The sequence below is a fragment of the Nocardia sp. MH4 genome (assembly GCF_019266065.1).
In the GTDB taxonomy this organism is placed as follows: Bacteria; Actinomycetota; Actinomycetes; order Mycobacteriales; family Mycobacteriaceae; genus Nocardia; species Nocardia canadensis.
The window spans coordinates 18,819-39,090 of the sequence record NZ_LPNR01000093.1 but is presented as its reverse complement, the minus strand read 5'-3'; the positions used below and the strand labels follow the sequence as shown (position 1 = coordinate 39,090).

Genomic DNA, 20,272 nt, shown 5'->3' with positions numbered 1-20,272 from the left:
AATAGTGCTCTCCCAGAGTGCCACACACCGCCGGCAGGGGCACTACATTGCACACGTGCCCGAGAGTTCCGCGACCGTCCGATTCCAGCCCGTGCCCGATCCCCGGCCCGACGACAAGCCCTGGCCGGACATGGTGTGGCCGGTGCCCGACGGCGCCCGGTTGCGCGGCGAGACGGTGCGGCTGACCACGGTCGATCCGTCGGCGGACGCCGGTGAGCTCTTCGCCGCCCTCGACGCGGACGCGGTCTGGGCGCACCTGCCCTGGCGCCCACGCGCGGCGAGCGAATTCGCCGATCATCTCCGGGAATTGAACGCCCACCCCGACTGGCATGTCTGGATCGTCCGCGCGCGCACCGAGATCGGCGATCGAGCGGCGGGCGCGGTGCTCGGCGTCACGTCCTACCTGGATGTCCGCCCGCGGGACGCGGCGCTGGAAATCGGGTTCACCGCCTACACGCCGTCGGTCTGGGGCGGTCCGGTCAACCCGGAAGCCAAACTGCTGCTGCTGGAATACGCGTTCGACGAGCTCCACGTGGGTCGGGTGCAGCTGAAGACCGATGTGCGCAACCACCGTTCGCAGCAGGCGATCGCGCGGCTCGGGGCGCAGTACGAGGGCACGCTGCGGCGTCAGTTCCGGCGCGAGGACGGGACCGTGCGCGACAGCGTGCTGTTCTCGATCACCGCCGAGGACTGGCCGCGGGTGCGGGCCGGGCTCACCGAGCGCCTGCGCGCGACCGGGCGCTGCTGACCGCGCGGCGGCTCAGGAGGCGAGGAAGTTCAGGATGGCGAGCGCCAGCGGGGCGCTCAGGTCGAACAGCACGCGGCCGACGTGCAGGCCCGCGGTGGCACCCGCTTCGTAGTTGTCGGACAGGAACTGCAGGATGGTGTCGACCATGGATGCTCCCGGGGTGGTGAGGGCGGGGATCAGGCGAAGAAGCCCTGGAGGATCGGCGTTCCGAGGTCGATCACCGTCTTGGCGACCGTCAACCCCAGATTGCCCAACCCGATGACGACGGCCCCGATGAGGTCGTAGTTCGCCTGGGCGAAATCACGTAGCTGCTGCATGTCCACTCCTCGACCCCGACCGATGGGTAGTTGGTGTGACCAGCGTCTCACAGTTGATGCTTGCTGCCAAGTTGCTGACGCGATGTCACCGCAGGTAGCAGGCGATTTCGTGGGAATCGGACGAGGTCGGGCGCGACGTCACTACCCCCGGGTATGAATGAGATTGCATCATCGTGCATAATCATTTGCAGCAGCGGCGCGAGCCGACCGGCGGCCGGAGCATTCATACTGCTCCAGGCAGCCCGTGCAGCGGAACGACCACACACTTCGAGGAGCACAACAGACATGTCCGATCGCGTCGTACTCGCCTACTCCGGTGGGCTTGACACCTCCGTCGCCATCAGCTGGATCGCGAAGGAGACCGGTGCCGAGGTGGTGGCCGTGGCCATCGACCTGGGCCAGGGCGGCGAGGACATGAACGTGGTGCGCCAGCGCGCCCTGGACTGCGGCGCCGTCGAGGCCATCGTGGTCGACGCGCGCGACGAGTTCGCCGACGAGTACTGCCTGCCCACCATCCAGGCCAACGCGATGTACATGGGCCAGTACCCGCTCGTGTCGGCCATCAGCCGCCCGCTGATCGTCAAGCACCTGGTCGAGGCCGCGAAGTTCCACAACGCGACCACCGTCTCGCACGGCTGCACCGGCAAGGGCAACGACCAGGTCCGCTTCGAGGTCGGCATCGGCGCGCTCGCGCCCGATCTGGAAGTCATCGCCCCGGTCCGCGACTACGCCTGGACCCGCGAGAAGGCCATCGCCTTCGCCGAGCAGAACAACCTGCCGATCAACGTCACCAAGAAGTCGCCGTTCTCCATCGACCAGAACGTGTGGGGCCGCGCGGTCGAGACCGGCTTCCTCGAGGACCTGTGGAACGCGCCGACCAAGGACGTCTACGACTACACCGCCGATCCGACGGTGAACTTCGAGGCGCCCGACGAGGTCATCATCACCTTCGACAAGGGTGTGCCGGTCGCCATCGACGGCCGCCCCGTCACCGTGCTGCAGGCCATCGAGGAGATGAACACCCGCGCCGGACGCCAGGGTGTCGGCCGCCTCGACATGGTCGAGGACCGGCTCGTCGGCATCAAGAGCCGCGAGATCTACGAGGCCCCGGGCGCCATCGCGCTGATCACCGCGCACCAGGCCCTGGAGAACGTCACCATCGAGCGCGAGCTGGGCCGCTACAAGCGCCAGGTCGAGCAGCGCTGGGGCGAGCTGGCCTACGACGGCCTGTGGTTCTCCCCGCTCAAGCGCGCGCTGGACGCCTTCGTGCAGGACAGCCAGCAGCACGTCACCGGCGACATCCGGATGGTGCTGCACGGTGGTTCGGCCGTGGTCAACGGCCGCCGCTCCGAGCAGTCGCTCTACGACTTCAACCTGGCCACCTACGACGAGGGCGACACCTTCGACCAGTCGCTGGCCAAGGGCTTCGTGCAGATCCACGGCCTGTCCTCGAAGGTCGCCGCCCGCCGCGACCTCAACCAGAAGTAGTACGAGAGCACGTCGTAGTCTCGACACCGGCCGGTCCACGCGGACCGGCCGGTGCCGTGCCCAGCCATGCCCGCCAGCCGACCGGAGGAAACCGCGACCATGACCCACAGTGGAACCAACGAGGGTGCGCTCTGGGGTGGGCGATTCGCGTCCGGCCCGGCCGAGGCGATGGCGGCGCTGAGCAAGTCGACCCATTTCGACTGGGCGCTGGCTCCCTATGACATCCGCGCCTCCAAGGCGCACGCCCGCGTCCTGCACAAGGCCGGGCTGCTCTCCGACGACGACCTGACCGGCATGCTGGCCGGCCTGGACGCCCTCGCCGCCGACGTCGCCTCGGGCGCCTTCGGGCCGGCCGAGTCCGACGAGGACGTGCACGGCGCGCTCGAGCGCGGCCTGATCGAGCGGGTCGGCACCGAACTCGGTGGCCGGTTGCGCGCGGGCCGCTCGCGCAACGACCAGGTCGCGACCCTGTTCCGGATGTGGCTGCGTGACGGTGTGCGCCGCGTCGCCGTCGGCGTGCTCGATGTGGTCGATGCCCTGGTCGCCCAGGCCGCCGCGCACCCGGACGCCGTGATGCCCGGCAAGACCCACCTGCAGGCCGCGCAGCCGGTGCTGCTCGCCCACCATCTGCTCGCGCACGCCCATCCGCTGCTGCGTGATCTGGAGCGCCTGCGCGACTTCGACAAGCGCGCCGCGATCTCCCCGTACGGTTCGGGCGCGCTGGCGGGTTCCTCGCTGGGTCTCGACCCCGAGCAGATCGCCGCTGAACTCGATTTCACCGCCTCGGCCGCCAACTCGATCGATGCGACCTCTTCCCGGGACTTCGCGGCCGAGGCCGCGTTCGTGCTGGCCATGATCGGCGTCGACCTGAGTCGGATGGCCGAAGAGATCATCATCTGGAGCACACCGGAATTCGGGTACGTCACCCTCGCCGACGCGTGGTCGACCGGCTCGTCGATCATGCCGCAGAAGAAGAACCCGGACGTCTCCGAGCTGACCCGCGGCAAGGCGGGCCGCCTGATCGGCAACCTGACCGGTCTGCTGGCCACCCTGAAGGCCCAGCCGCTGGCTTACAACCGCGACCTGCAGGAGGACAAGGAACCCCTGTTCGACTCGGTCGCCCAGCTCGAACTGCTGCTGCCCGCCATCGCGGGCCTGGTCGCCACCCTCACCTTCCACACCGACCGGATGGCCGAGCTCGCCCCCGCCGGCTTCACCCTCGCCACCGACATCGCGGAATGGATGGTGCGCCGAGGTGTTCCGTTCCGGGTCGCGCACGAGGCCGCGGGCGCCTGCGTGCGGGCCGCCGAGGCGCGCGGCGTCGGTCTCGACGAACTGACCGACGAGGAATTCGCCGCCGTCGACGCGTCGCTGACCGCGGGGGTGCGCGACGTGCTCACCGTCCAGGGCTCGATCGCCTCCCGCAACGCCCGCGGCGGCACCGCCGGTGTCCGCGTCGCCGAACAGCTCGACGAGGTCCGCAAGAACGCCGAAGACGCCCGCGCCTGGCTGAACTGACCGCGGGCGTGTCACCGCCGCGCGGCGGTTACCCTGCGGCCATGACCCTGGTCCTGCTGGCACTGGCCATCGCCTCCGAAGTCACCGCGACGGTGTCGCTGAAGCTCTCGGAAGGTTTCACCAAGCTCGTTCCCTCCATCGTCGTGGTCATCGGCTACGCCACCGCGTTCTACTTCCTGTCCCAGGCGCTGAAGCGGGGCATGGCGATCGGGGTGGCGTACGGGATCTGGTCGGCGGTGGGTGTCGCGGCGATCGCGCTGATCGGGGTGCTGTTGCTGGGGGAGCGGCTGACCCTGGTGCAGGTCGGCGGGATCGGGCTGGTGATTCTCGGTGTGCTCGCGCTGGAACTCGGTGGCGCGCACTGACGTCGGTGCGCTACAGCTCCGCGCGGACCCGGAATCCCGCGTCGCGCAACGCCTCCAGGACGTCGTCGCGGTGGGCGGGGCCGCGCGTCTCGACGGTGAGCGAGACCTCCACCTCGTCGACCTCGAGCCACATCCCGGTGCGTGAGTGGACGATGTCGACCACGCTCGCCCCGGCGCGCCCGACCACCCCGAGCAATGCCGACAGCGCGCCCGGCCGATCGGCGATGGTCACTCGCATCGCCAGGTAGCGGCCCGCCGCGCTGAGGCCGTGCCCGATCACCCGGGTGAGCAGCAGCGGATCGATATTGCCGCCGGACAGGATGGTCACCACCGGGCCGGGCAGCGCGCGGTCGCGCAGCGGGGACAGCAGCGCGGCCACACCCGCCGCGCCCGCCGGTTCGACGATGAGCTTGGCCCGTTCCAGGCACAGCAGCAGCGCCTTCGACAGCGCGTCCTCGTCGACGGTCACGATTTCGCCAACCAGCTCCGCGACGTGCGCGAACGGCACCGCGCCGGGCAAGCCGACCGCGATGCCGTCGGCCATCGTCGCCATGCGCGGCACCCGGACCGGCTTGCCCGCCGCCAGGGAATCGGGCCAGGCCGCGGCCTCTGCCGCCTGCACCCCGATCACCGTGACCCGCGGCGCGAGCGCGTGCAGCGCCACCACCACACCGGCGAGCAGGCCGCCACCGCCGGTCGGTACGACGACGGTGCCGACGTCGGGCACCTGCTCGAGGATCTCCAGCGCCACCGTCGCCTGACCGGCCACGATATCGGGATGATCGAACGGGTGGATCAGCGTCGCACCCGTCCGCTCGGCGAATTCCTGTGCGGCGAGCAGGGATTCGTCGATGGTGTCGCCCACCTGATGCACCTCGGCGCCGTAGGCGCGGGTCGCCACCAGTTTGGGCAGTGACGCGCCGATCGGCATGAACACCGTCGAGGTGATGCCGAGCTCGGCGGCCGACCACGCGACACCCTGCGCGTGATTGCCCGCGCTGGCCGCCACCACCCCGCGCGCCCGCTCGGCCGCCGGGAGATTCGCGATCCGGTTGTAGGCGCCACGCGGCTTGAACGAGCCGGTGCGCTGCAGGTTCTCGCATTTGAGCAGCACCTGCGCACCGACCCGTTCCGACAGCACCCGCGACCCCACGGTCGGCGTGCGCCGGATCACCGGCGCCAACAGCCGCGCGGCCGCCTCGATCCGCTCGAGTCCGACGGTCTCCATGGCCACATCGTGCCAGCCGGGCGTGGGGACCGGTGATCACCACGCGCCGGTGGCGATGGCGATGACGGCTAGGCGGCCTTGGCGATGTTGTGGGCCATGGTGCCGAGGCGGGTGAGCCGGGCGTCGCCGAGGGGCGTGAGTTTGCCGCCGAGCCGGTTGGTGACGAAGGCCAGCGACATCCCGGTCTCGGGGTCGGCGAAGGCGCCGGAGCCGCCGAGGCCGAAGTGGCCGAAGGCCGAGATCGGTTCGGCCTTGGACGGTTTCATCGGGACTCCGTGGAATCCGAGGGCCCACGGAATGCGGAAGGCCAGCACGTAATCGGGAGTGAAGACCTGGCGGGTGGCGAAGCGGCGGATCGACCCCGGTTCCAGGATGCGGGTGCCGTCGAGTTCGCCGTCGTGCGCCAGCGCCGCGTAGACCCGGGCCAGCGCGCGCGCCGAGAACACACCGTTGACCCCGGGCATGACCGAGTCGTGCACGCGCGGATCGACGATGAGGTCGGCGAACCCGCGCGGGGTGGTCTCCGCGGCCGCCGCGTATCTGGTGCGGGTGAGCAGATCCGAACCCCGGTCCCAGTCCATGCCCGCGGCCCGCAAGCGCGGAAAGGTGGTGGCGATGCGGTGACGCTGCTCCGTCGGTACCCGGAACCAGAGCTCCTCGGCGCCGAGGGGTTCGGCGAGTTCGGTCCGGACCACGTCGACGAATTCGCGTCCGGTCACCCGGCGCACCAGTTCGGCGGCCAGATGTCCGTAGCTGATCCCGTGATAGCCGCTGGTGACCCGGTGCCGGGGATCGGGAGTGGCCGCGGCCAGCGCGGCGGTGACGGCCTCGTCGTCGAGGAAGCGTTCCACGGGCCCGGGCAGCAGGCCGCGCAGCCGATGCAGGCCGGCGCGGTGGGTGAGCACGTCGCGCACCGTGATGTGTTCCTTGCCCGCCGCCGCGAACTCGGGCCAGTACTCGGCCACCGCGGTGTCGTAGCCGAGGTGGCCGCGCTCGGCGAGCTGATGGATCACGGTGGAGGCGACGCCTTTTCCGGTGGAGAAGGCCAGCGCGACCGTGTCCGACGCCCACGGCACCCCGGGACTCGCGTACCCCGCCCAGACGTCGACGACCGGCTCGCCGTGCAGGTACACGCACAGCGCGCCGCCGCCGTGCGACGGTTTGCGGAAGAGGCGGTCGAACATCGCGACCAGGCTGACGAAACGGCGATCCACCGACTGCGTTGTCGAAACTCCCATCGTTCGAGCATGCCACCCCGCACACAGGACCGGTCGGTACGGTGATCGTTTCCTGACCGTCACATAGCGGACAGCGCTCGCAATACATCGTCCATAGCATGTGGGTATGCCCCCGAGAAGACGATCGGCGCTGCTCGCGAGGCTCGTGGTGGACGAGCCCGGCCGCCCCCAGGTGATCCTCGGCGAACTGCGCCGGGTGATCCTCGACGGCGCCGTGCCACCGACCACCGTGATTCCGCTGCGTGAGGTGGCCGTGCTGTTCGGCGTGAGCCACATCCCCGTGCGCGAGGCGCTCAAGACGCTGATCGGGGAGGGGCTGGTCACCCATCGCCCGCAGCGCGGCTACCAAGTGGCCCAGCTCACGCCCCGGGAATTGCGTGAGATGTACATCGTGCGCGACACCTTGGAAACCGCCTCGCTCGCGGCCGCGGCGACCAACGCCGGCGAGGCCGAACGCGCGCATCTGCTCGCGGTGAACGAACTCCTCGAGCGCGCGATCCTCGACGACGACCCGGAGACCTATCAGCGCCAGTCGCGCAGCTTTCATGTCGCGCTGACCCGCCCGTCGCGGATGTTCCGGCTGCTGCACATGCTCGAAGCCGCCTGGAACGTCACCGAACCCGTGCAATCCATGGTCCACATCGATCGGTGTGACCGGGAGCGATTGCACTCCGACCACATCGCGATGCTCGACGCGTTCCTGGCCCGCGATGTCGAGCGGCTGCTCGCGGTCGCCGACGAACACCATCGGCGCCTGGAATCGGTGATCGCGACTCTGCCCACCGATACCGGATTGCTCGCGCCCGAAGATATATCTTCCGTGCAATAGCCGGGAAATTGTCGGGAAACCGAAGGGCAACTGCTGATACTTACCGTCAGCGAAGCAGATTCACCCTTCGGATGGGAACGACCATGACCGATACCATCACCTCCTCGGCGGGCGTACCCGCCGGCGATCCACCCGCCTACGATCCCCGGCTGACCAACGAGGATCTGGCGCCGCTGCGCACGCAGAGCTGGGGCACCTACAACATCTTCGCGTTCTGGATGTCGGATGTGCACAGCGTCGGCGGATATGTCACGGCCGGTAGCCTTTTCGCACTCGGCCTGGCCAGCTGGCAGGTGCTGGCGGCCTTGCTCATCGGTATCACCATCGTCTATTTCTTCTGCAATCTGGTGGCCAAGCCGAGTCAGGTGACCGGCGTGCCCTATCCGGTGATCTGCCGCAGCGCTTTCGGGGTGCTCGGCGCGAATATCCCGGCGATCATCCGCGGGTTGATCGCGGTCGCCTGGTACGGGATCCAGACCTTCCTCGCTTCGGCGGCGCTGGATGTCGTACTGGTGAAACTGTTTCCGGGATTGGCGCCGTACGCCGTCACCGCCGACTACGGGTTCCTGGGCTTGTCGCTGCTCGGCTGGGGTAGCTACCTGCTGCTCTGGGTGGTGCAGGCGTGCGTGTTCTGGCGCGGCATGGATGCGATCCGCAAGTTCATCGACTTCTGTGGTCCTGCTGTGTATGTCGTGATGTTCGTGCTGTGCGGATATCTCATCGCGAAAGCCGGCTGGGGCGCGATCGACCTGAACCTGGGCGAGGTGACCTACACGGGCTGGGCATCGGTGCCGGTGATGCTCGGCGCGATCGCGCTGGTGGTGTCCTACTTCTCCGGGCCGATGCTGAATTTCGGTGACTTCTCCCGCTACGGCAAGAGTTTCCAGGCCGTGAAGACCGGCAATCTGCTCGGCCTGCCGGTGAATTTCCTGGTGTTCTCGTTGCTGGTCGTGATCACCGCGTCGCTGACGGTGCCGGTCTACGGTGAATTGATCACCGATCCCGTCGCCACCGTCGCCAAGATCGACTCCACCTTCGCGATCGTGCTCGGTGCGCTCACCTTCACCATCGCCACCATCGGCATCAATATCGTCGCGAACTTCATCTCGCCCGCGTTCGATTTCTCGAATGTGAGCCCGCAGCGGATCAGCTGGCGCGCGGGCGGCATGATCGCCGCGGTCGGTTCGGTGCTCATCACGCCGTGGAATCTGTACAACAATCCCGATGTCATCCATTACACGCTCGAAGTGCTCGGCGCTTTCATCGGCCCGCTGTTCGGCGTGCTGATCTGCGACTACTACCTGGTGCGCAAGCAGAAGGTGATCGTCGACGATCTGTTCACCATGTCCGAGCAGGGGACCTACTGGTATCACAAGGGCTATCACCCGGCCGCGGTCGTCGCGACCGCCGTCGGCGCCCTCGTCGCGGTGTTCCCGGTGCTGGCCAACAGCCTGCCCGGCATGCACACCGCCGCCCAGTACAGCTGGTTCATCGGCTGCGGTCTCGGCTTCCTCACCTACTACGCGCTGACCGCGGGCAAGCGCGCGGCGGCCGCCCAGGAGGTCGGTGCCTGATGCGGATCCGGGTCGTCAACCCGAACACCACGCGAGCGATGACCGAGACGATCGAGCAGTGCGCCCTGGCCGTCGTGGGCCCGGGCACGCTGCTCGACGCGGTCACCTCCGAGACCGGTCCGGCCTCCATCGAGAGTCACTACGACGAGGCGATGAGCGTGCCCGGGCTCCTCGCGGCGATCCGGCGCGGCGAAGCCGACGGCGTGGACGGCTACGTCATCGCCTGCTTCGGTGATCCGGGGCTGGACGCGGCCAGGGAACTGGCGGCGGGCCCCGTGATCGGGATCGCGGAGGCGGCGATGCACACCGCGAGCCACCTCGGCCGCGGGTTCAGTGTGGTGACGACCCTCGGCCGCACCCTCGGCCGGGCCGCGGATCTGGCCGAACGCTATGGCATGCAGCGGTTCTGCCTCGGCATCCACGCCTGCGAGCTCCCCGTGCTCGCGCTCGACACCGACCCGGACGCCCGCAAGATCGTGACCGAGGCGTGCCGGACCGCCGTGTCCGCCGACGGATCCGACGCGGTCGTGCTCGGTTGCGCGGGGATGGCCGACCTGTGCGCGCACATCAGCGCCGAGATCGGCGTCCCGGTGATCGACGGCGTGGCGGCGGCGACCCTGACCGTGCAGTCACTGGTCACGCTCGGCCTGCGCAAGTCGGGCAGGGGAGAGTTCGCCACGCCGCCGCCGAAGACCTACACCGGGCTGCTGGAGTCGTTCGGCTCCTGAGCGCCGGGTCAGACCCCGATGGCTTCGGGGGTGAGCTCCGCCAGCACGGCATCGAGATCGTCGACGTCGACGACCAGGCGGGTGAAGTCGGGTCCGTCCAGGTCGATGCGGACGGCGCTGCCGCCGAAAGTGGTGTCCCAGAACTCTTTTCGGCCCTTGCCGCGATAGACGCCGGCCGCGATCACCCCGGGGATGAAGGTGCCGGGGGCGCGGACCCACGGCGGGCGCAGGTCGACCTCGGCGGGGCGGATGCCGGTGATGGCGGCGCGGTCGATTACGACCTGCTGGCGCAGGGCGAGCAGGCGATGCCCGCCGAGTACATGGACCGTCACCGTGTCGTCGTTGATCTCGACCTCGACCATCGCTACCTCACTCGCCGTCGGTGGAACCGTTCCCTGTTCAGAGTCCCCGTCCGGCCTGGTCGGCGACTGTGGCGAGCCTGTGATTTCACCAAGAACATAAAACATTGGCAGATATAGATATGCGCATCTAACTTTCTCCTCGGAGTAGGCGGACAGCGTCCTGGCCGGACAAACGGCAAGGAGGGGAGGGGTTAGGCCTGGCCGGCGGCGTGCGCCCGGTCGGCGATCTCGAGCACCTCGGCCAGCCACGGCGTGTACCGGCTCGGATGTTCGGCGAGGTCGGCCCGCAGGCTGCCCGGGGCGATCCACGCCCAGGTGGCGACCTCGGCCGGGTCGGGCTGCGGCGGCACCTCACCGGCCACACCGATCAGGACGTGGTCGTACTCGTGCTCGACCCGGCCGGTGGTCTCGTCGCCGGCGCGATAGCGGAAGGCGCCGACCTCGGTGAGTTCGGCGGCCATGCCGAATTCCTCGCGCAACCGGATGGCGGCGGCTTCGAGCACCGGCTGACCGGGCGCGGGGTGCCCGCAGCAGGTGTTGGCCCACTGCAGCGGGAAGCGAGTCTTGACCGCGGCGCGCTGCTGGATCAGCACGTTGCCGTGGCGATCGAACAGCAGCACCGAGAAGGCGCGGTGGAGCGTGCCCGGTGGCCGATGAGCATCGGCCACCGAGCACGCTCCGATCGCCACACCCGCGTCGTCGACCAGCTCCACGGGCAGGGCTTCGCGGTCGGTCGACGGTTCGGCGAGCTGTTCGGTCACCTGGCCACCTTATCGGCGACGATCATCAGGTACTGGAAGCTCCCCTCGCGGTAGGCGGTGAGGAAGGGCTGCTCGACGCCGGTGGCGAGCTCGGAATGAGTGCGCAGCTCCCAGTAGGGGATGGTGTCGGGCGTGAGGTCGACCACGGTGGTGGGGACCAGACCGTTGTCGGACAGGGCGCGGAAATACTCGCTGCGCGGATGGATCATGCAGCCGTAGTGCGCGTCGATCCAGCTGACCGAGGCCGAGCGGCCCCCGGTCACGTCGTTGGAGCAGCCGGTGATGCACACGTACCGGCCGCCGGGTTCCAGCAGCCGGCTGAACTCGTCGTACAGATCGAACAGGTCGACGTACATGGTGGTCTCGTTGGTCCAGATGCCGCGCACCGATTCGTCGGCGAAGCCGGTGTCGAGCATGTTGCGGAAGTGGAACCGGACCCGGTCGCCGACGCCGCGGGACGCCGCCTGGTCGTTGGCGAAGCCCACCTGGTACTCGGAGATGGAGACCCCGTCGACCTGGCAGCCGAAGCGATCCGCCGCCATGAAACTGGTGCCGCCGCGGCCCGAGCCGCCGTCGACGAGGCGGTCCGCGGTCTGGATCGGACCGAGATGGTCGAGCAGGTAGTCGGCCTGGGCGGTCTCGAGCCGGTGCAGTTCCCGCACGATGCGGTCCTGCCTGGTCGATTCCGGTCCCTCGATGACCGACCAGTCGGGGGCGCCGATGCCGTAGTGGTGGTGGTAGAGACCGTCGACCTCGCCCAGTTTGGTGTTGACCCGGTCGTCGTTGGGATTGTTGTTCCAATACGCCGCGACGGAGCGCTGGTAGGTGGTGCGCAGGACAGTGCTGTCGGTGCGGGGGTTCGCGATGGTCATCGGTCGTCCTCTCCTGGTGCGATGTCGTGGTATCGGCGGCTGCCGGCGTGCCAGGCGCGGTTGCCACCCATCCAGGCCCACAGGCCGGCCAGAAAGCGGCGCAGCTGGGGTGAGCCCGCGGCGGCGAGCGGGGCCGCTTCCCGTTCGAAGCGGTGCATGAGCTCGTCGTGGATCTGTGCGGTCCGCAGGACCGCCTCGGCGCGGCTACAGCCCTCCTCGGCGGCCAGGACCGTCGGCAGATTGAACTCCCTGCCGCCCGAAAGGTCCTCGCGCGCCATCGAATACAGGTCGTTCACCATCTGGGCGGCCAGCGCCGCGGTGGTGGTGACCCGTCGGACGGCCGGATCGGTGTACTCGGGGGCACCGAGCTCGTAACCCCCGACGACGTCGATCGGCGCCATACACGGCAGGAAGCTGTGCGGCTGCCGGTTGGTCAGGTACTCCCAGACCGGGGGCATCCGGTCCGCGGCGCGCCAGCCGGCCTCGGCGCCGAGCGCGATGAACCAACCCGCGATCTCGGTGCGTAACCTGGCCAGCTGCGCCGGGCTCGCGTACCCCGCCAGGCACGCGAAGGAGGTGCGGAAGGCGCGCAGGATCGGGTCGGCCTGCATGGCCTGTTCGAGCCGGGGCGCGTACCGCGCGGGCAGGTGCGCCGGGTCCATCGCGGCCGCGGCGAGCTCGAGCCGGGGGCCGAGTTCGGCGGCGGCGCTGGACGGGGTGCCGTCGGGTGCGGTGTCGCCAGGGGCGTCCTCCTCGCAGTAGTAGTCGTCGACCGACCATTCCGCGACCGCGCAGCGGGCGGCCCCGAGGAGCAGATCGGGGTCGTCGCAATCGGGATGGGCGAGCATGATCAGCCGGCCGAAGTCGGCCTTGCCGAGTTCGTCGAGTCGTCCTTCGTAGAGGCCGATCTCGGCGGCCCAGGCGAGCAGGCCGACATTGACGGCCTCGGCCAGGGCGGGGTCGTCACGTTCGGGTGGTGGACAGTAGAGAGCCGGAATCTGCTGTGGTGCGGTGGGTGTCGTCTCGACGGCGGCACTGCGCCAGAGACTGGTGGTGCCGATTCCGGTCGGGCCGGGTAGCCGGCGCGGACCTGCCGATGGACGCACCGTCGGTGGAACACGCTGCGGGAGAACGGCGGCCGAGGTGCCGAGCCGGGCGAACAGGACCGCGGGTGCGGTCGCGTCGTGGAGCAGGGCGGCCACCGTGCCCGTGAGCTCGGTACTCGCGTGGGGCGCCGCCGCCCTGGTGAGGATCGACACGGCGCGCGCCGCTCAGTCGGCCCGGCGCGCGACGAGGACGTCGTCGAGAACGCCGAGCGCGTCGGGGACCAGCACAGCGGCCGAGTAGTAGCAGCTCACCAGGTACGACATGATCGACTGGTCGTCGATCTGCTTGAACCGGACGTTCAGGCTCGGCTCGTACTCGTCGGGGATACCGGTCTGGTGCAGCCCGACCACACCCTGGTCCTTCTCCCCGATGCGCATCGCCATGATGGAGGTGGTCTGGGTGCCGCTGACGGGGATCTTGCCGCAGGGCAGGATCGGCACGCCGCGCCAGCCGGGTACGCGATGGCCCTGGAACTCCACCGGGTCGGGATACAGTCCGCGGCGCGAACATTCGCGACCGAAGGCCGCGATCGCCTTCGGGTGCGCGAGGAAGAACTTGGTGCCGCGGCGCATGCTCAGCAGCTCGTCCATGTCGTCGGGGGTCGGCGGTCCGGACTCGGTCGTGATGCGCTGCTTGAGATCGCAATTGTTCAGCAGGCCGAACTCCGGGTTGTTCACCAAGTCGTGCTCGCGGCGTTCGTAGAGCGCTTCGACAGTCAGCCGCAGCTGCTGGTCGACCTGGTTCATCGGGTCGTTGAACAGATCCGCGACGCGGGTGTGGATGCGCAGCACGCTCTGCGCCAGGCTGAGCTCGTACTCCCGGGGACTGGCGTCGTAGTCGACGAAGGTGCCCTCGAGCAGGGGCTCCCCGGAATGGCCCGAGGAGATCTCGATATCGGCCTCGCCCTTGGAATTCTGTGTCCGCTGCGGCGTCCGCGCGGCATCGGTGCGAATGCGGGCGAGGTCGGGATTCGTTTCCAGGAATTGTTCGAACGATTGTCTGGGCAGACACAGAATCGTCGTTCTGGTCACCGTTTTCACGGTGTCGGGCCAGATCGCCGACGGGTCGGTGAGCATGTCCTCGCCGTAGTAGTCGCCGCCCGACAGCATGCCGAGCTTGGTGGCCTCGCCGTATTCGCCGGAGCCGATCCTGGCGAGTTTTCCGTGGACGACCAGAATCACCTGATCCATCGGATTGCCGAATTCGGCCACCACGGCGCCGGGATCGAGATCGTATTGGACGAAATTGTCGGCCAGCGGGCGCAGCAATTGATCGTCGTCGACATCGCGCAGCGGGGGCAGTTCGCGCAATTCCTGGGGGATCACTCTGGCGCGCGCACCGTCGACGATGAACTCGACCTCGCCGTTGCCGACGGTATGGGTGAGCCGGCGATTGACGCGGTAGATACCGCCCGCGACCTGCACCCACGGCAGGGCGCGGGACAACCACCGGGAGCTGATGCCCTGCATCTGCGGCTCGGATTTGGTGGTGTGCGCCAGCTGATGCGCCGCGGTGGTGCTGAGGCTCTTACGGACGGAATTGTCTGTGGGCAGCGGCATTTCGATGGTCATGGAGATCCTCACCTCGGGACGGAAATCGGCACGGCCGATCGGCCTGTGCGGCGCGACGGTGCGCGACAGGCTGGGGGTGGGCAACGATGCGAATCGAATGGTCCTGCGCGGATGAAACCGGGCTTGTGAAACGGTGTTACACGAAATGAGAAGCGTGTCAGTGCGTTCCGGACGAGATCGATGGTAGGTGGTCGGTGGCGCGGTTCGCGAGTTATTCGCGAAAACATGGCTGTGACCGGGAGATCCGTTGCGGGGGAGGCGATTGCGGCGCACCAGATGTCCTGGGATGAATCGCGGATCGATGCCGGGATCGGATTCGGAGTAGTTATCGTCGGACCATGTTCACCTGGATATACGAGCTACCGATCTGGCTGGACTTCCTGCTCATCACCGGCACGGCCGTGGGGCTCACCGTGACCGCGATTCTGCTCAGCAGACAGGCGGTGCGGCGCGCGTTCGGGCCCGAGACCGGCTGGAACGAGACCGTCACCATGGTGCTCACCGTCGGTGGGGTGTTCTACGGGTTGCTGCTCGGGCTCATCGCGGCGGCGACCTACGAGTCCTACGACGTGGCGCAGAGCCGCGTCGCCGACGAGGCCGCCGCGGTCGGCACCCTGTATCGGGAGGTGAGTGCCTACCCGGAGCCGTATCGGGAGTTGCTGCGCGACGATCTCGCCGACTACACCCGCGACGTGCTCGACGTCGTCTGGCCCGCGCTGCGGGAGGGCGAGGAGCCGATGGGCGGCACCGCGCTGGTGACCAGGTTCCAAGGTCACCTGCTCGAGTTCCGGCCGGCGAGCAGTGCCGAGGAAATCCTGCACGCCGCCACCATCGACCAGTTCGCTCGCTTCGATTCCGACCGCAGGCACCGGATCAATGCCACCAAAGGCGGCATTCCGGACGTGCTCTGGTGGACGATCCTGGTCGGCGGCGCGGTGAACCTGGTGCTGCTGTGCCTGTTCTGCCTGGGGAAACACGCCCATCTGGTGCTCGGTGGACTGTTCGCGTTCTTCCTCGGTGCGATGATCTTTCTGATCGCCGCGCTGGATTATCCGTTCCGCGGTGATCTCAGTGTGAGCAGCGAGCCGTTCGACAGCGTCTACGTGAACGTGATGGGCCGCTGAACCGCCACGGTGTGACCCGAATCGCCGCAACATGCGGCCTGTCACAGCCGACACATAATGGAGGTCCGGTGTGGTTAGCTCATATGAGCACATCGGGGTGTGTGAGGTGTGTCACTTTCAGCAGGTAGGCCAGGTGGGAACGGTGGATATCAGTCCAAAAGGTGTGGTCGGTTCTATGCAGCGGTTGCTGGCTACCGCGCAGAACGGGCTGGAGGTGATCCGCTTCGGCGGATTGGCACACGACGTCGAGTCCTCGCCCTTCGAGGTCGTCGAGCGCCGACGTATGTACCGGTTGCGCCATTACTTCCCCGACGACATGACGCCCGGCCGTCCGGTGGCGCTGCTGGTGCCGCCGTTGATGGTGAACGCCGACATCTGGGACGTCAACGCCGCGGGCGGCGCGGTCGGCATTCTGCACGCCAGCGGAATCGACTGCTGGGTCATCGATTTCGGCTCGCCGGCCACCGAGGAGGGTGGCTGGGAGCGTGACCTGGCCGACCATGTGCTCGCGGTGGACTCGGCCATCGACACCGTGTGCGAGGCCACCGGCGCGCAGCTGCACCTGATGGGCTACTCGCAGGGCGGCATGTTCGCCTACCAGACCGCCGCCTACCGGTACGGCAAGGGCGTGGCCTCCATCGTCACCTTCGGCAGCCCGGTCGACATCGTCGCGGGCATGCCGTTCGGGCTGCCCTACGGCGTGGTCTCCGAGGTCGCCGACTTCCTGGCCGACCACGTGATGCACCGGCTGCCGATCACCGAGTCGATGGTGCGCATCGGCTTCCAGATGCTCGACCCGGTCAAGACCGCCAAGTCGCGGATCGACTTCCTGCTGCAACTGCACGACCGGGAAGCGTTGCTGCCCAAGGAACGTCAGCGCCGCTTCCTCAACAGCGATGGCTGGGTGGGGTATTCGGGCCCCGCGGTCGCCGATCTGCTCAAGCAGTTCGTCGCGCACAATCGGATGATGCTGGGCGGCTTCGTGATCCGCGATCACCCGATCTCGCTGGCCGAGCTGCGCTGCCCGATCCTGGCCTTCGTCGGCGAGGTCGACGACATCGGCCAGCCGGGTGCCGTGCGTGGCATCGTGCGGGCCGCGCCCAACGCCGAGGTCTACGAAGCCAGTTTGGTGGCAGGGCATTTCGGTCTCGTCGCCGGTTCGACGGCGACCAATCACACCTGGCCGATGGTGCGTGACTGGATCGCCTGGATGGACGGCAACGGCTCGCTGCCCGAGCAGATCGTGCCCATGCGCGAGCACGTCGCGAGCAACGCCCCGCGCACCGCCGCGACCCGGGTGGTGCACACCGCGGCGTCGCTGGCCGAGGCGGGCGCCGGCGTCGGCAAGGCACTGGAAGGCATCGCCGGCAACACCATTCGTGGTTCGCTCGAGATGGCGGGCGAGGCCGCGCGGGCGCTGCCACGCCTGACCCGGCTCGGCATGATCCAGCCGCACACCCGCATCTCGCTGGGCAAGCTGCTGCACGAGCACGCCAAGCGGGCGCCGCAGAAGGACCTGTTCCTCTTCGACGACCGGGTGCACACCAATGCCGCGGTCGAGGTGCGCATCGACAATGTGGTGCGCGGTTTGATCTCGGTCGGTATCCGGCCCGCCACCCGGGTCGGCGTCGTCATGGAGACCAGGCCGAGCGCGCTGGCCGCCGTCGCCGCGCTCTCGCGCCTCGGCGCCGTCGCGGTCCTGCTGGCCCCCGGCGCCGAGCTGGACCGGGCCATGGAGCTGACCGGCGTGCAGACGCTGATCACCGACCCGGAGAACCTGCGCACCACCGCCGCGACCGGGGCCAGGGTGCTGGTGCTCGGCGGTGGTGACGCCCGGCGGCTCGCGCTGCCGACCACCGACCGGGTGATCGATCTCGAGCAGGTCGACCCGTCCACGGTGCGGGTGCCCGCGTGGTACCGCCCCAACCCGGGCCTGGCGCGCGAGCTCGCGTTCATCCTCGTCATCGGCACCGGTGACCGGCTGGAGGCGAAATACATCACCAACCATCGCTGGGCGCTGTCGGCGTTCGGCACCGCGAGCGCGGCCGACCTCGACCGCCGCGACACCGTGTACTGCCTCGCGCCGCTGCATCACTCGTCGGGGCTGCTGGTGAGCCTCGGCGGCGCGATCGCGGGCGGTAGCCGGATCGCGCTGGCCAGGCCGATGGACCTGGAGCCGGGCCGTTTCGCCGAGGAAGTGCATCGCTACGGCGTCACCGTCGTCACCTACACCTGGACGATGCTGCGCGACCTGCTCGACGCGCAGGTCTTCCCGGCCGGGCACAACCACCCGATCCGGCTGTTCATCGGCTCCGGTATGCCCGCTGGGCTGTGGCGGCGCACCGTGGAGCAGTTCGCCCCGGCCCGGGTGCTGGAGTTCTACGCCTCCATCGACGGCGACGTGGTGCTGGCCAATGTGCCGGGCGCCAAGATCGGCTCCAAGGGCAGGCCGGTGCCGGGCACCGCGCATGTCGAGCTGGTCGCCTACGACCCGGTCACCGAGCAGATTCTCGTCGGCGACGACGGTTTCGCGCGGCGCTGCGCCGACAACGAGCCGGGTCTGCTGCTCGGCAAGTCGGTCGACGGCGGTGACCTGTCCGACGGTGGGTTGCGTGGGGTGTTCCGCGCCGGGGACGCCTGGTGGCCGACGGAGAACCTGTTCCGGCGCGACAGCGACGGTGACTACTGGTTGGTCGACCGCCGCGACACGGTGATCCGCACCCCGCGCGGACCGGTGTTCACCCAGCCGATCGTGGACGTGCTCAACGACATCACCCCGGTCGACATGGAGGTCGCCTACGGGCTGCCGACGCCGTCGGGCGTCCTGGCCGCGGCCGCGCTGAGCGTGCGCAAGGGCTTCCGGATCGAACCGGGTGACGTCACCGAGGCGATGCGTGCGCTGGCCCCCGATCAGCGACCCGATCTGGTCTACGTCGTCGACGAGATCCCGCGCAGCACCAGCTTCCGGCCCTCGGCCACGGCGGTGCAGGCCGCGGGTCTGCCGAAGGCGGGGCCGAACACCTGGATCTACCACCGGGAGACCGACACCTACGAGGTGCTCACCGACGCGGCGGCCGCCACCCTGTTCGGCGGCCACTGACTCGGGTATCCGGGCCGATCGGTCGACTCGGGTAGATTGCCCGCGGCACTGATCGGCATCCCCGCGTTCCGGCGTGGGCGGACTCGGAGGTTCGGTAGTGATCGGTTCACGGACGCTCTCGGCACGACTGGCGGCCCCGGTGGCCGTGCTCGCCGCCATGTTCGCGGTCGGTGCGCCGGTCGCGGTCGCCCAGGACGGGCAGGCCGGGCCCGAGTTCTTCACGCCCGCGGCGGATCTGGTGCCGGGCGAGCACGGCTCGGTGATCCGGTCGCGTCCGCTCACCGGCGATCCCGGGGTGCCGGGTGCGCGCAACCACCTGGTGCTGTACCGCTCGGTGGACATGCGGGGCAACCCCGTCGCGGTCTCGGGCACCCTCGCGGTGCCCCAGGGCGAACCGCCCGCAGGCGGCTGGCCGCTGATTTCGTGGGCGCACGGCACCACCGGCACCGCCGACGTGTGCGCACCGTCCCGTGAAACCGGCGCGACATTCCCCGCGCACGACTACACCGCCCTGGCCCGCGAGGTCCAGGCGCGGTGGGTGGCCGCCGGTTACGCGGTGGCCCAGACCGACTACCAGGGGCTCGGCACGCCGGGCCCGCACGGCTATCTGATCGGGGAGGCCGAGCAGCGCGCCGTCGCTGATATGGCCACGGCGGCACGGGTGATCGCGCACGAGATCGGCAGCGGGTGGGTGGCGATGGGGCACTCGCAGGGCGGACAGGCCGCGGTGTTCGCGAACGCGCGGTCCCAGGAGTGGGCGCCGGGGATGCGGCTGCTCGGTGCGGTGGCGATGGCGCCCGCGTCGCACCTGGGGCCGGTGGTGCGTGGGCTGGGGCTGATCGGACGGGACGGTGCCGCGGCGGAGGTGGTCCCTGCCGGGTCGGTGGCGTTCCTGCCGCTGTTCCTCCGTGGCGCCGAGACCGTCGCCGCGATCGATCCGGCGACTTTCCTTGCGCCGCAGGCCTTGTCGATGCTCGGACAAGCCGACGACCGCTGCATCGGGCAACTGCGGGCGGCCGATTCCTGGGGCGGACTCGACCCGGGCACGGTGTTCACCGAGGATCCGCGGGTCGACGCGCTCGCCAGGGTACTCGACGCCAACGACCCCAGCTCGCTGCCGCTGACCACCCCGCTGCTGGTGCAGCAGGGTTCCGGCGACACCGTGGTGCTGCCGCTCGCGACCGATGCCATGGTCGCCCGGCAGCGGGCGGCCGGTCACGCGGTGGACTATCACACCTACCCCGGCGTCGATCATCGCGGCCTGCTCGCCGCGGGCTACGGCGCCGCGCTGGCCTGGGTGAACGCGCGCTTCGGCCGCTGAGAACCGGCTGGTGCCGGGCGA

The 20,272-nt window shown here is 69.1% G+C and carries 19 protein-coding genes; 10 read left to right on the top strand and 9 right to left on the bottom strand.

The genetic code is table 11. The features are described from left to right. The first annotated feature begins 55 nt into the window (after positions 1-55). Positions 56-748, top strand: a complete 693-nt coding sequence (locus tag ATM97_RS12485) for a GNAT family protein (protein WP_308248456.1) — start codon at positions 56-58, stop codon at positions 746-748. 12 nt (positions 749-760) lie between these two features. Here ATM97_RS12485 and ATM97_RS34345 read toward each other — a convergent pair whose 3' ends face one another. Next, positions 761-895: a hypothetical protein gene (locus tag ATM97_RS34345; protein ID WP_255587635.1), complete on the bottom strand. Its 135-nt coding sequence runs from the start codon at positions 893-895 to the stop codon at positions 761-763. 29 nt (positions 896-924) lie between these two features. Next, positions 925-1,065, bottom strand: a complete 141-nt coding sequence (locus ATM97_RS12480; RefSeq protein WP_218718162.1) for a hypothetical protein — start codon at positions 1,063-1,065, stop codon at positions 925-927. A gap of 285 nt (positions 1,066-1,350) precedes the next feature. On the opposite strand from ATM97_RS12480, the gene ATM97_RS12475 reads away from it, so the two are divergent. The 3 genes from ATM97_RS12475 to ATM97_RS12465 all read left to right on the top strand — a co-directional run bounded on the left by ATM97_RS12475 (position 1,351) and on the right by ATM97_RS12465 (position 4,436). After that, positions 1,351-2,553 (top strand): argininosuccinate synthase, encoded by a 1,203-nt coding sequence (locus tag ATM97_RS12475; RefSeq protein WP_218718161.1) that lies wholly within the window; start codon positions 1,351-1,353, stop codon positions 2,551-2,553. 99 nt (positions 2,554-2,652) lie between these two features. After that, a complete protein-coding gene (gene argH / locus ATM97_RS12470) occupies positions 2,653-4,071 on the top strand; it encodes an argininosuccinate lyase (RefSeq protein ID WP_218718160.1) in 1,419 nt (472 codons plus the stop codon). Between the two features lie 41 nt (positions 4,072-4,112). After that, positions 4,113-4,436: a multidrug efflux SMR transporter gene (locus ATM97_RS12465; protein ID WP_218718159.1), complete on the top strand. Its 324-nt coding sequence runs from the start codon at positions 4,113-4,115 to the stop codon at positions 4,434-4,436. Positions 4,437-4,446: 10 nt separating this feature from the next. On the opposite strand, the gene ilvA is transcribed toward ATM97_RS12465, so the two are convergent. Beyond that, the gene (ilvA, locus tag ATM97_RS12460; protein ID WP_218718158.1) at positions 4,447-5,664 is read right to left on the bottom strand and encodes a threonine ammonia-lyase; all 1,218 of its coding nucleotides are present in this window, start codon (positions 5,662-5,664) and stop codon (positions 4,447-4,449) included. 68 nt (positions 5,665-5,732) lie between these two features. Beyond that, entirely contained in the window at positions 5,733-6,902 is a 1,170-nt protein-coding gene (locus ATM97_RS12455; protein WP_218718157.1) for a serine hydrolase domain-containing protein, read from the bottom strand. Between the two features lie 106 nt (positions 6,903-7,008). On the opposite strand from ATM97_RS12455, the gene ATM97_RS12450 reads away from it, so the two are divergent. The 3 genes from ATM97_RS12450 (at position 7,009) to ATM97_RS12440 (ending at position 10,033) form a co-directional block, all read left to right on the top strand. Next, positions 7,009-7,731 carry a GntR family transcriptional regulator gene (locus ATM97_RS12450; protein WP_218718156.1) on the top strand — a complete coding sequence of 241 codons (723 nt, stop codon included), beginning with the start codon at positions 7,009-7,011 and terminating at the stop codon, positions 7,729-7,731. 83 nt (positions 7,732-7,814) lie between these two features. Then, entirely contained in the window at positions 7,815-9,305 is a 1,491-nt protein-coding gene (locus tag ATM97_RS12445) for an NCS1 family nucleobase:cation symporter-1 (RefSeq protein WP_218718155.1), read from the top strand. After that, entirely contained in the window at positions 9,305-10,033 is a 729-nt protein-coding gene (locus ATM97_RS12440) for an aspartate/glutamate racemase family protein (protein WP_218718154.1), read from the top strand. The genes ATM97_RS12445 and ATM97_RS12440 overlap by 1 nt, the downstream gene beginning before the upstream one ends. Before the next feature lie 8 nt (positions 10,034-10,041). On the opposite strand, the gene ATM97_RS12435 is transcribed toward ATM97_RS12440, so the two are convergent. From ATM97_RS12435 to ATM97_RS12415, 5 genes are all read right to left on the bottom strand, one after another. Further along, entirely contained in the window at positions 10,042-10,395 is a 354-nt protein-coding gene (locus ATM97_RS12435; RefSeq protein ID WP_218718153.1) for a hypothetical protein, read from the bottom strand. A gap of 191 nt (positions 10,396-10,586) precedes the next feature. Beyond that, positions 10,587-11,156 carry an isopentenyl-diphosphate Delta-isomerase gene (gene idi / locus ATM97_RS12430; protein ID WP_218718152.1) on the bottom strand — a complete coding sequence of 190 codons (570 nt, stop codon included), beginning with the start codon at positions 11,154-11,156 and terminating at the stop codon, positions 10,587-10,589. Further along, positions 11,153-12,028: a geranyl diphosphate 2-C-methyltransferase gene (locus tag ATM97_RS12425; protein ID WP_218718151.1), complete on the bottom strand. Its 876-nt coding sequence runs from the start codon at positions 12,026-12,028 to the stop codon at positions 11,153-11,155. The genes idi and ATM97_RS12425 overlap by 4 nt, the downstream gene beginning before the upstream one ends. Next, positions 12,025-13,287 (bottom strand): family 2 encapsulin nanocompartment cargo protein terpene cyclase, encoded by a 1,263-nt coding sequence (locus ATM97_RS12420; RefSeq protein WP_218718150.1) that lies wholly within the window; start codon positions 13,285-13,287, stop codon positions 12,025-12,027. The genes ATM97_RS12425 and ATM97_RS12420 overlap by 4 nt, the downstream gene beginning before the upstream one ends. A gap of 12 nt (positions 13,288-13,299) precedes the next feature. Then, positions 13,300-14,706, bottom strand: coding sequence for a family 2B encapsulin nanocompartment shell protein (locus ATM97_RS12415; protein ID WP_218718149.1), 1,407 nt, complete (start codon positions 14,704-14,706; stop codon positions 13,300-13,302). 338 nt (positions 14,707-15,044) lie between these two features. Here ATM97_RS12415 and ATM97_RS12410 point away from each other — a divergent pair, with 338 nt between their 5' ends. The 3 genes from ATM97_RS12410 (at position 15,045) to ATM97_RS12400 (ending at position 20,251) form a co-directional block, all read left to right on the top strand. Then, on the top strand, positions 15,045-15,830 hold the full coding sequence (locus ATM97_RS12410; RefSeq protein ID WP_218718148.1) for a DUF4239 domain-containing protein: 786 nt from the start codon (positions 15,045-15,047) through the stop codon (positions 15,828-15,830). A 142-nt stretch (positions 15,831-15,972) separates the two neighbouring features. Further along, on the top strand, positions 15,973-18,930 hold the full coding sequence (locus tag ATM97_RS12405; protein WP_218718147.1) for an AMP-binding protein: 2,958 nt from the start codon (positions 15,973-15,975) through the stop codon (positions 18,928-18,930). Positions 18,931-19,027: 97 nt separating this feature from the next. Then, positions 19,028-20,251, top strand: coding sequence for a S9 family peptidase (locus tag ATM97_RS12400; protein ID WP_218718146.1), 1,224 nt, complete (start codon positions 19,028-19,030; stop codon positions 20,249-20,251). Positions 20,252-20,272: the final 21 nt, after the last annotated feature.

What these genes read in the sequence shown, in the direction of transcription:
- ATM97_RS34345 (WP_255587635.1), bottom strand. Translation starts at nt 895, where the DNA reads ATGGTCGACACCATCCTGCAGTTCCTGTCCGACAACTACGAAGCGGGT.
- ATM97_RS12480 (WP_218718162.1), bottom strand. Translation starts at nt 1,065, where the DNA reads ATGCAGCAGCTACGTGATTTCGCCCAGGCGAACTACGACCTCATCGGG.
- ATM97_RS12475 (WP_218718161.1), top strand. Translation starts at nt 1,351, where the DNA reads ATGTCCGATCGCGTCGTACTCGCCTACTCCGGTGGGCTTGACACCTCC.
- argH (WP_218718160.1), top strand. Translation starts at nt 2,653, where the DNA reads ATGACCCACAGTGGAACCAACGAGGGTGCGCTCTGGGGTGGGCGATTC.
- ATM97_RS12465 (WP_218718159.1), top strand. Translation starts at nt 4,113, where the DNA reads ATGACCCTGGTCCTGCTGGCACTGGCCATCGCCTCCGAAGTCACCGCG.
- ilvA (WP_218718158.1), bottom strand. Translation starts at nt 5,664, where the DNA reads ATGGAGACCGTCGGACTCGAGCGGATCGAGGCGGCCGCGCGGCTGTTG.
- ATM97_RS12455 (WP_218718157.1), bottom strand. Translation starts at nt 6,902, where the DNA reads ATGGGAGTTTCGACAACGCAGTCGGTGGATCGCCGTTTCGTCAGCCTG.
- ATM97_RS12450 (WP_218718156.1), top strand. Translation starts at nt 7,009, where the DNA reads ATGCCCCCGAGAAGACGATCGGCGCTGCTCGCGAGGCTCGTGGTGGAC.
- ATM97_RS12445 (WP_218718155.1), top strand. Translation starts at nt 7,815, where the DNA reads ATGACCGATACCATCACCTCCTCGGCGGGCGTACCCGCCGGCGATCCA.
- ATM97_RS12440 (WP_218718154.1), top strand. Translation starts at nt 9,305, where the DNA reads ATGCGGATCCGGGTCGTCAACCCGAACACCACGCGAGCGATGACCGAG.
- ATM97_RS12435 (WP_218718153.1), bottom strand. Translation starts at nt 10,395, where the DNA reads ATGGTCGAGGTCGAGATCAACGACGACACGGTGACGGTCCATGTACTC.
- ATM97_RS12425 (WP_218718151.1), bottom strand. Translation starts at nt 12,028, where the DNA reads ATGACCATCGCGAACCCCCGCACCGACAGCACTGTCCTGCGCACCACC.
- ATM97_RS12415 (WP_218718149.1), bottom strand. Translation starts at nt 14,706, where the DNA reads ATGACCATCGAAATGCCGCTGCCCACAGACAATTCCGTCCGTAAGAGC.
- ATM97_RS12410 (WP_218718148.1), top strand. Translation starts at nt 15,045, where the DNA reads ATGTTCACCTGGATATACGAGCTACCGATCTGGCTGGACTTCCTGCTC.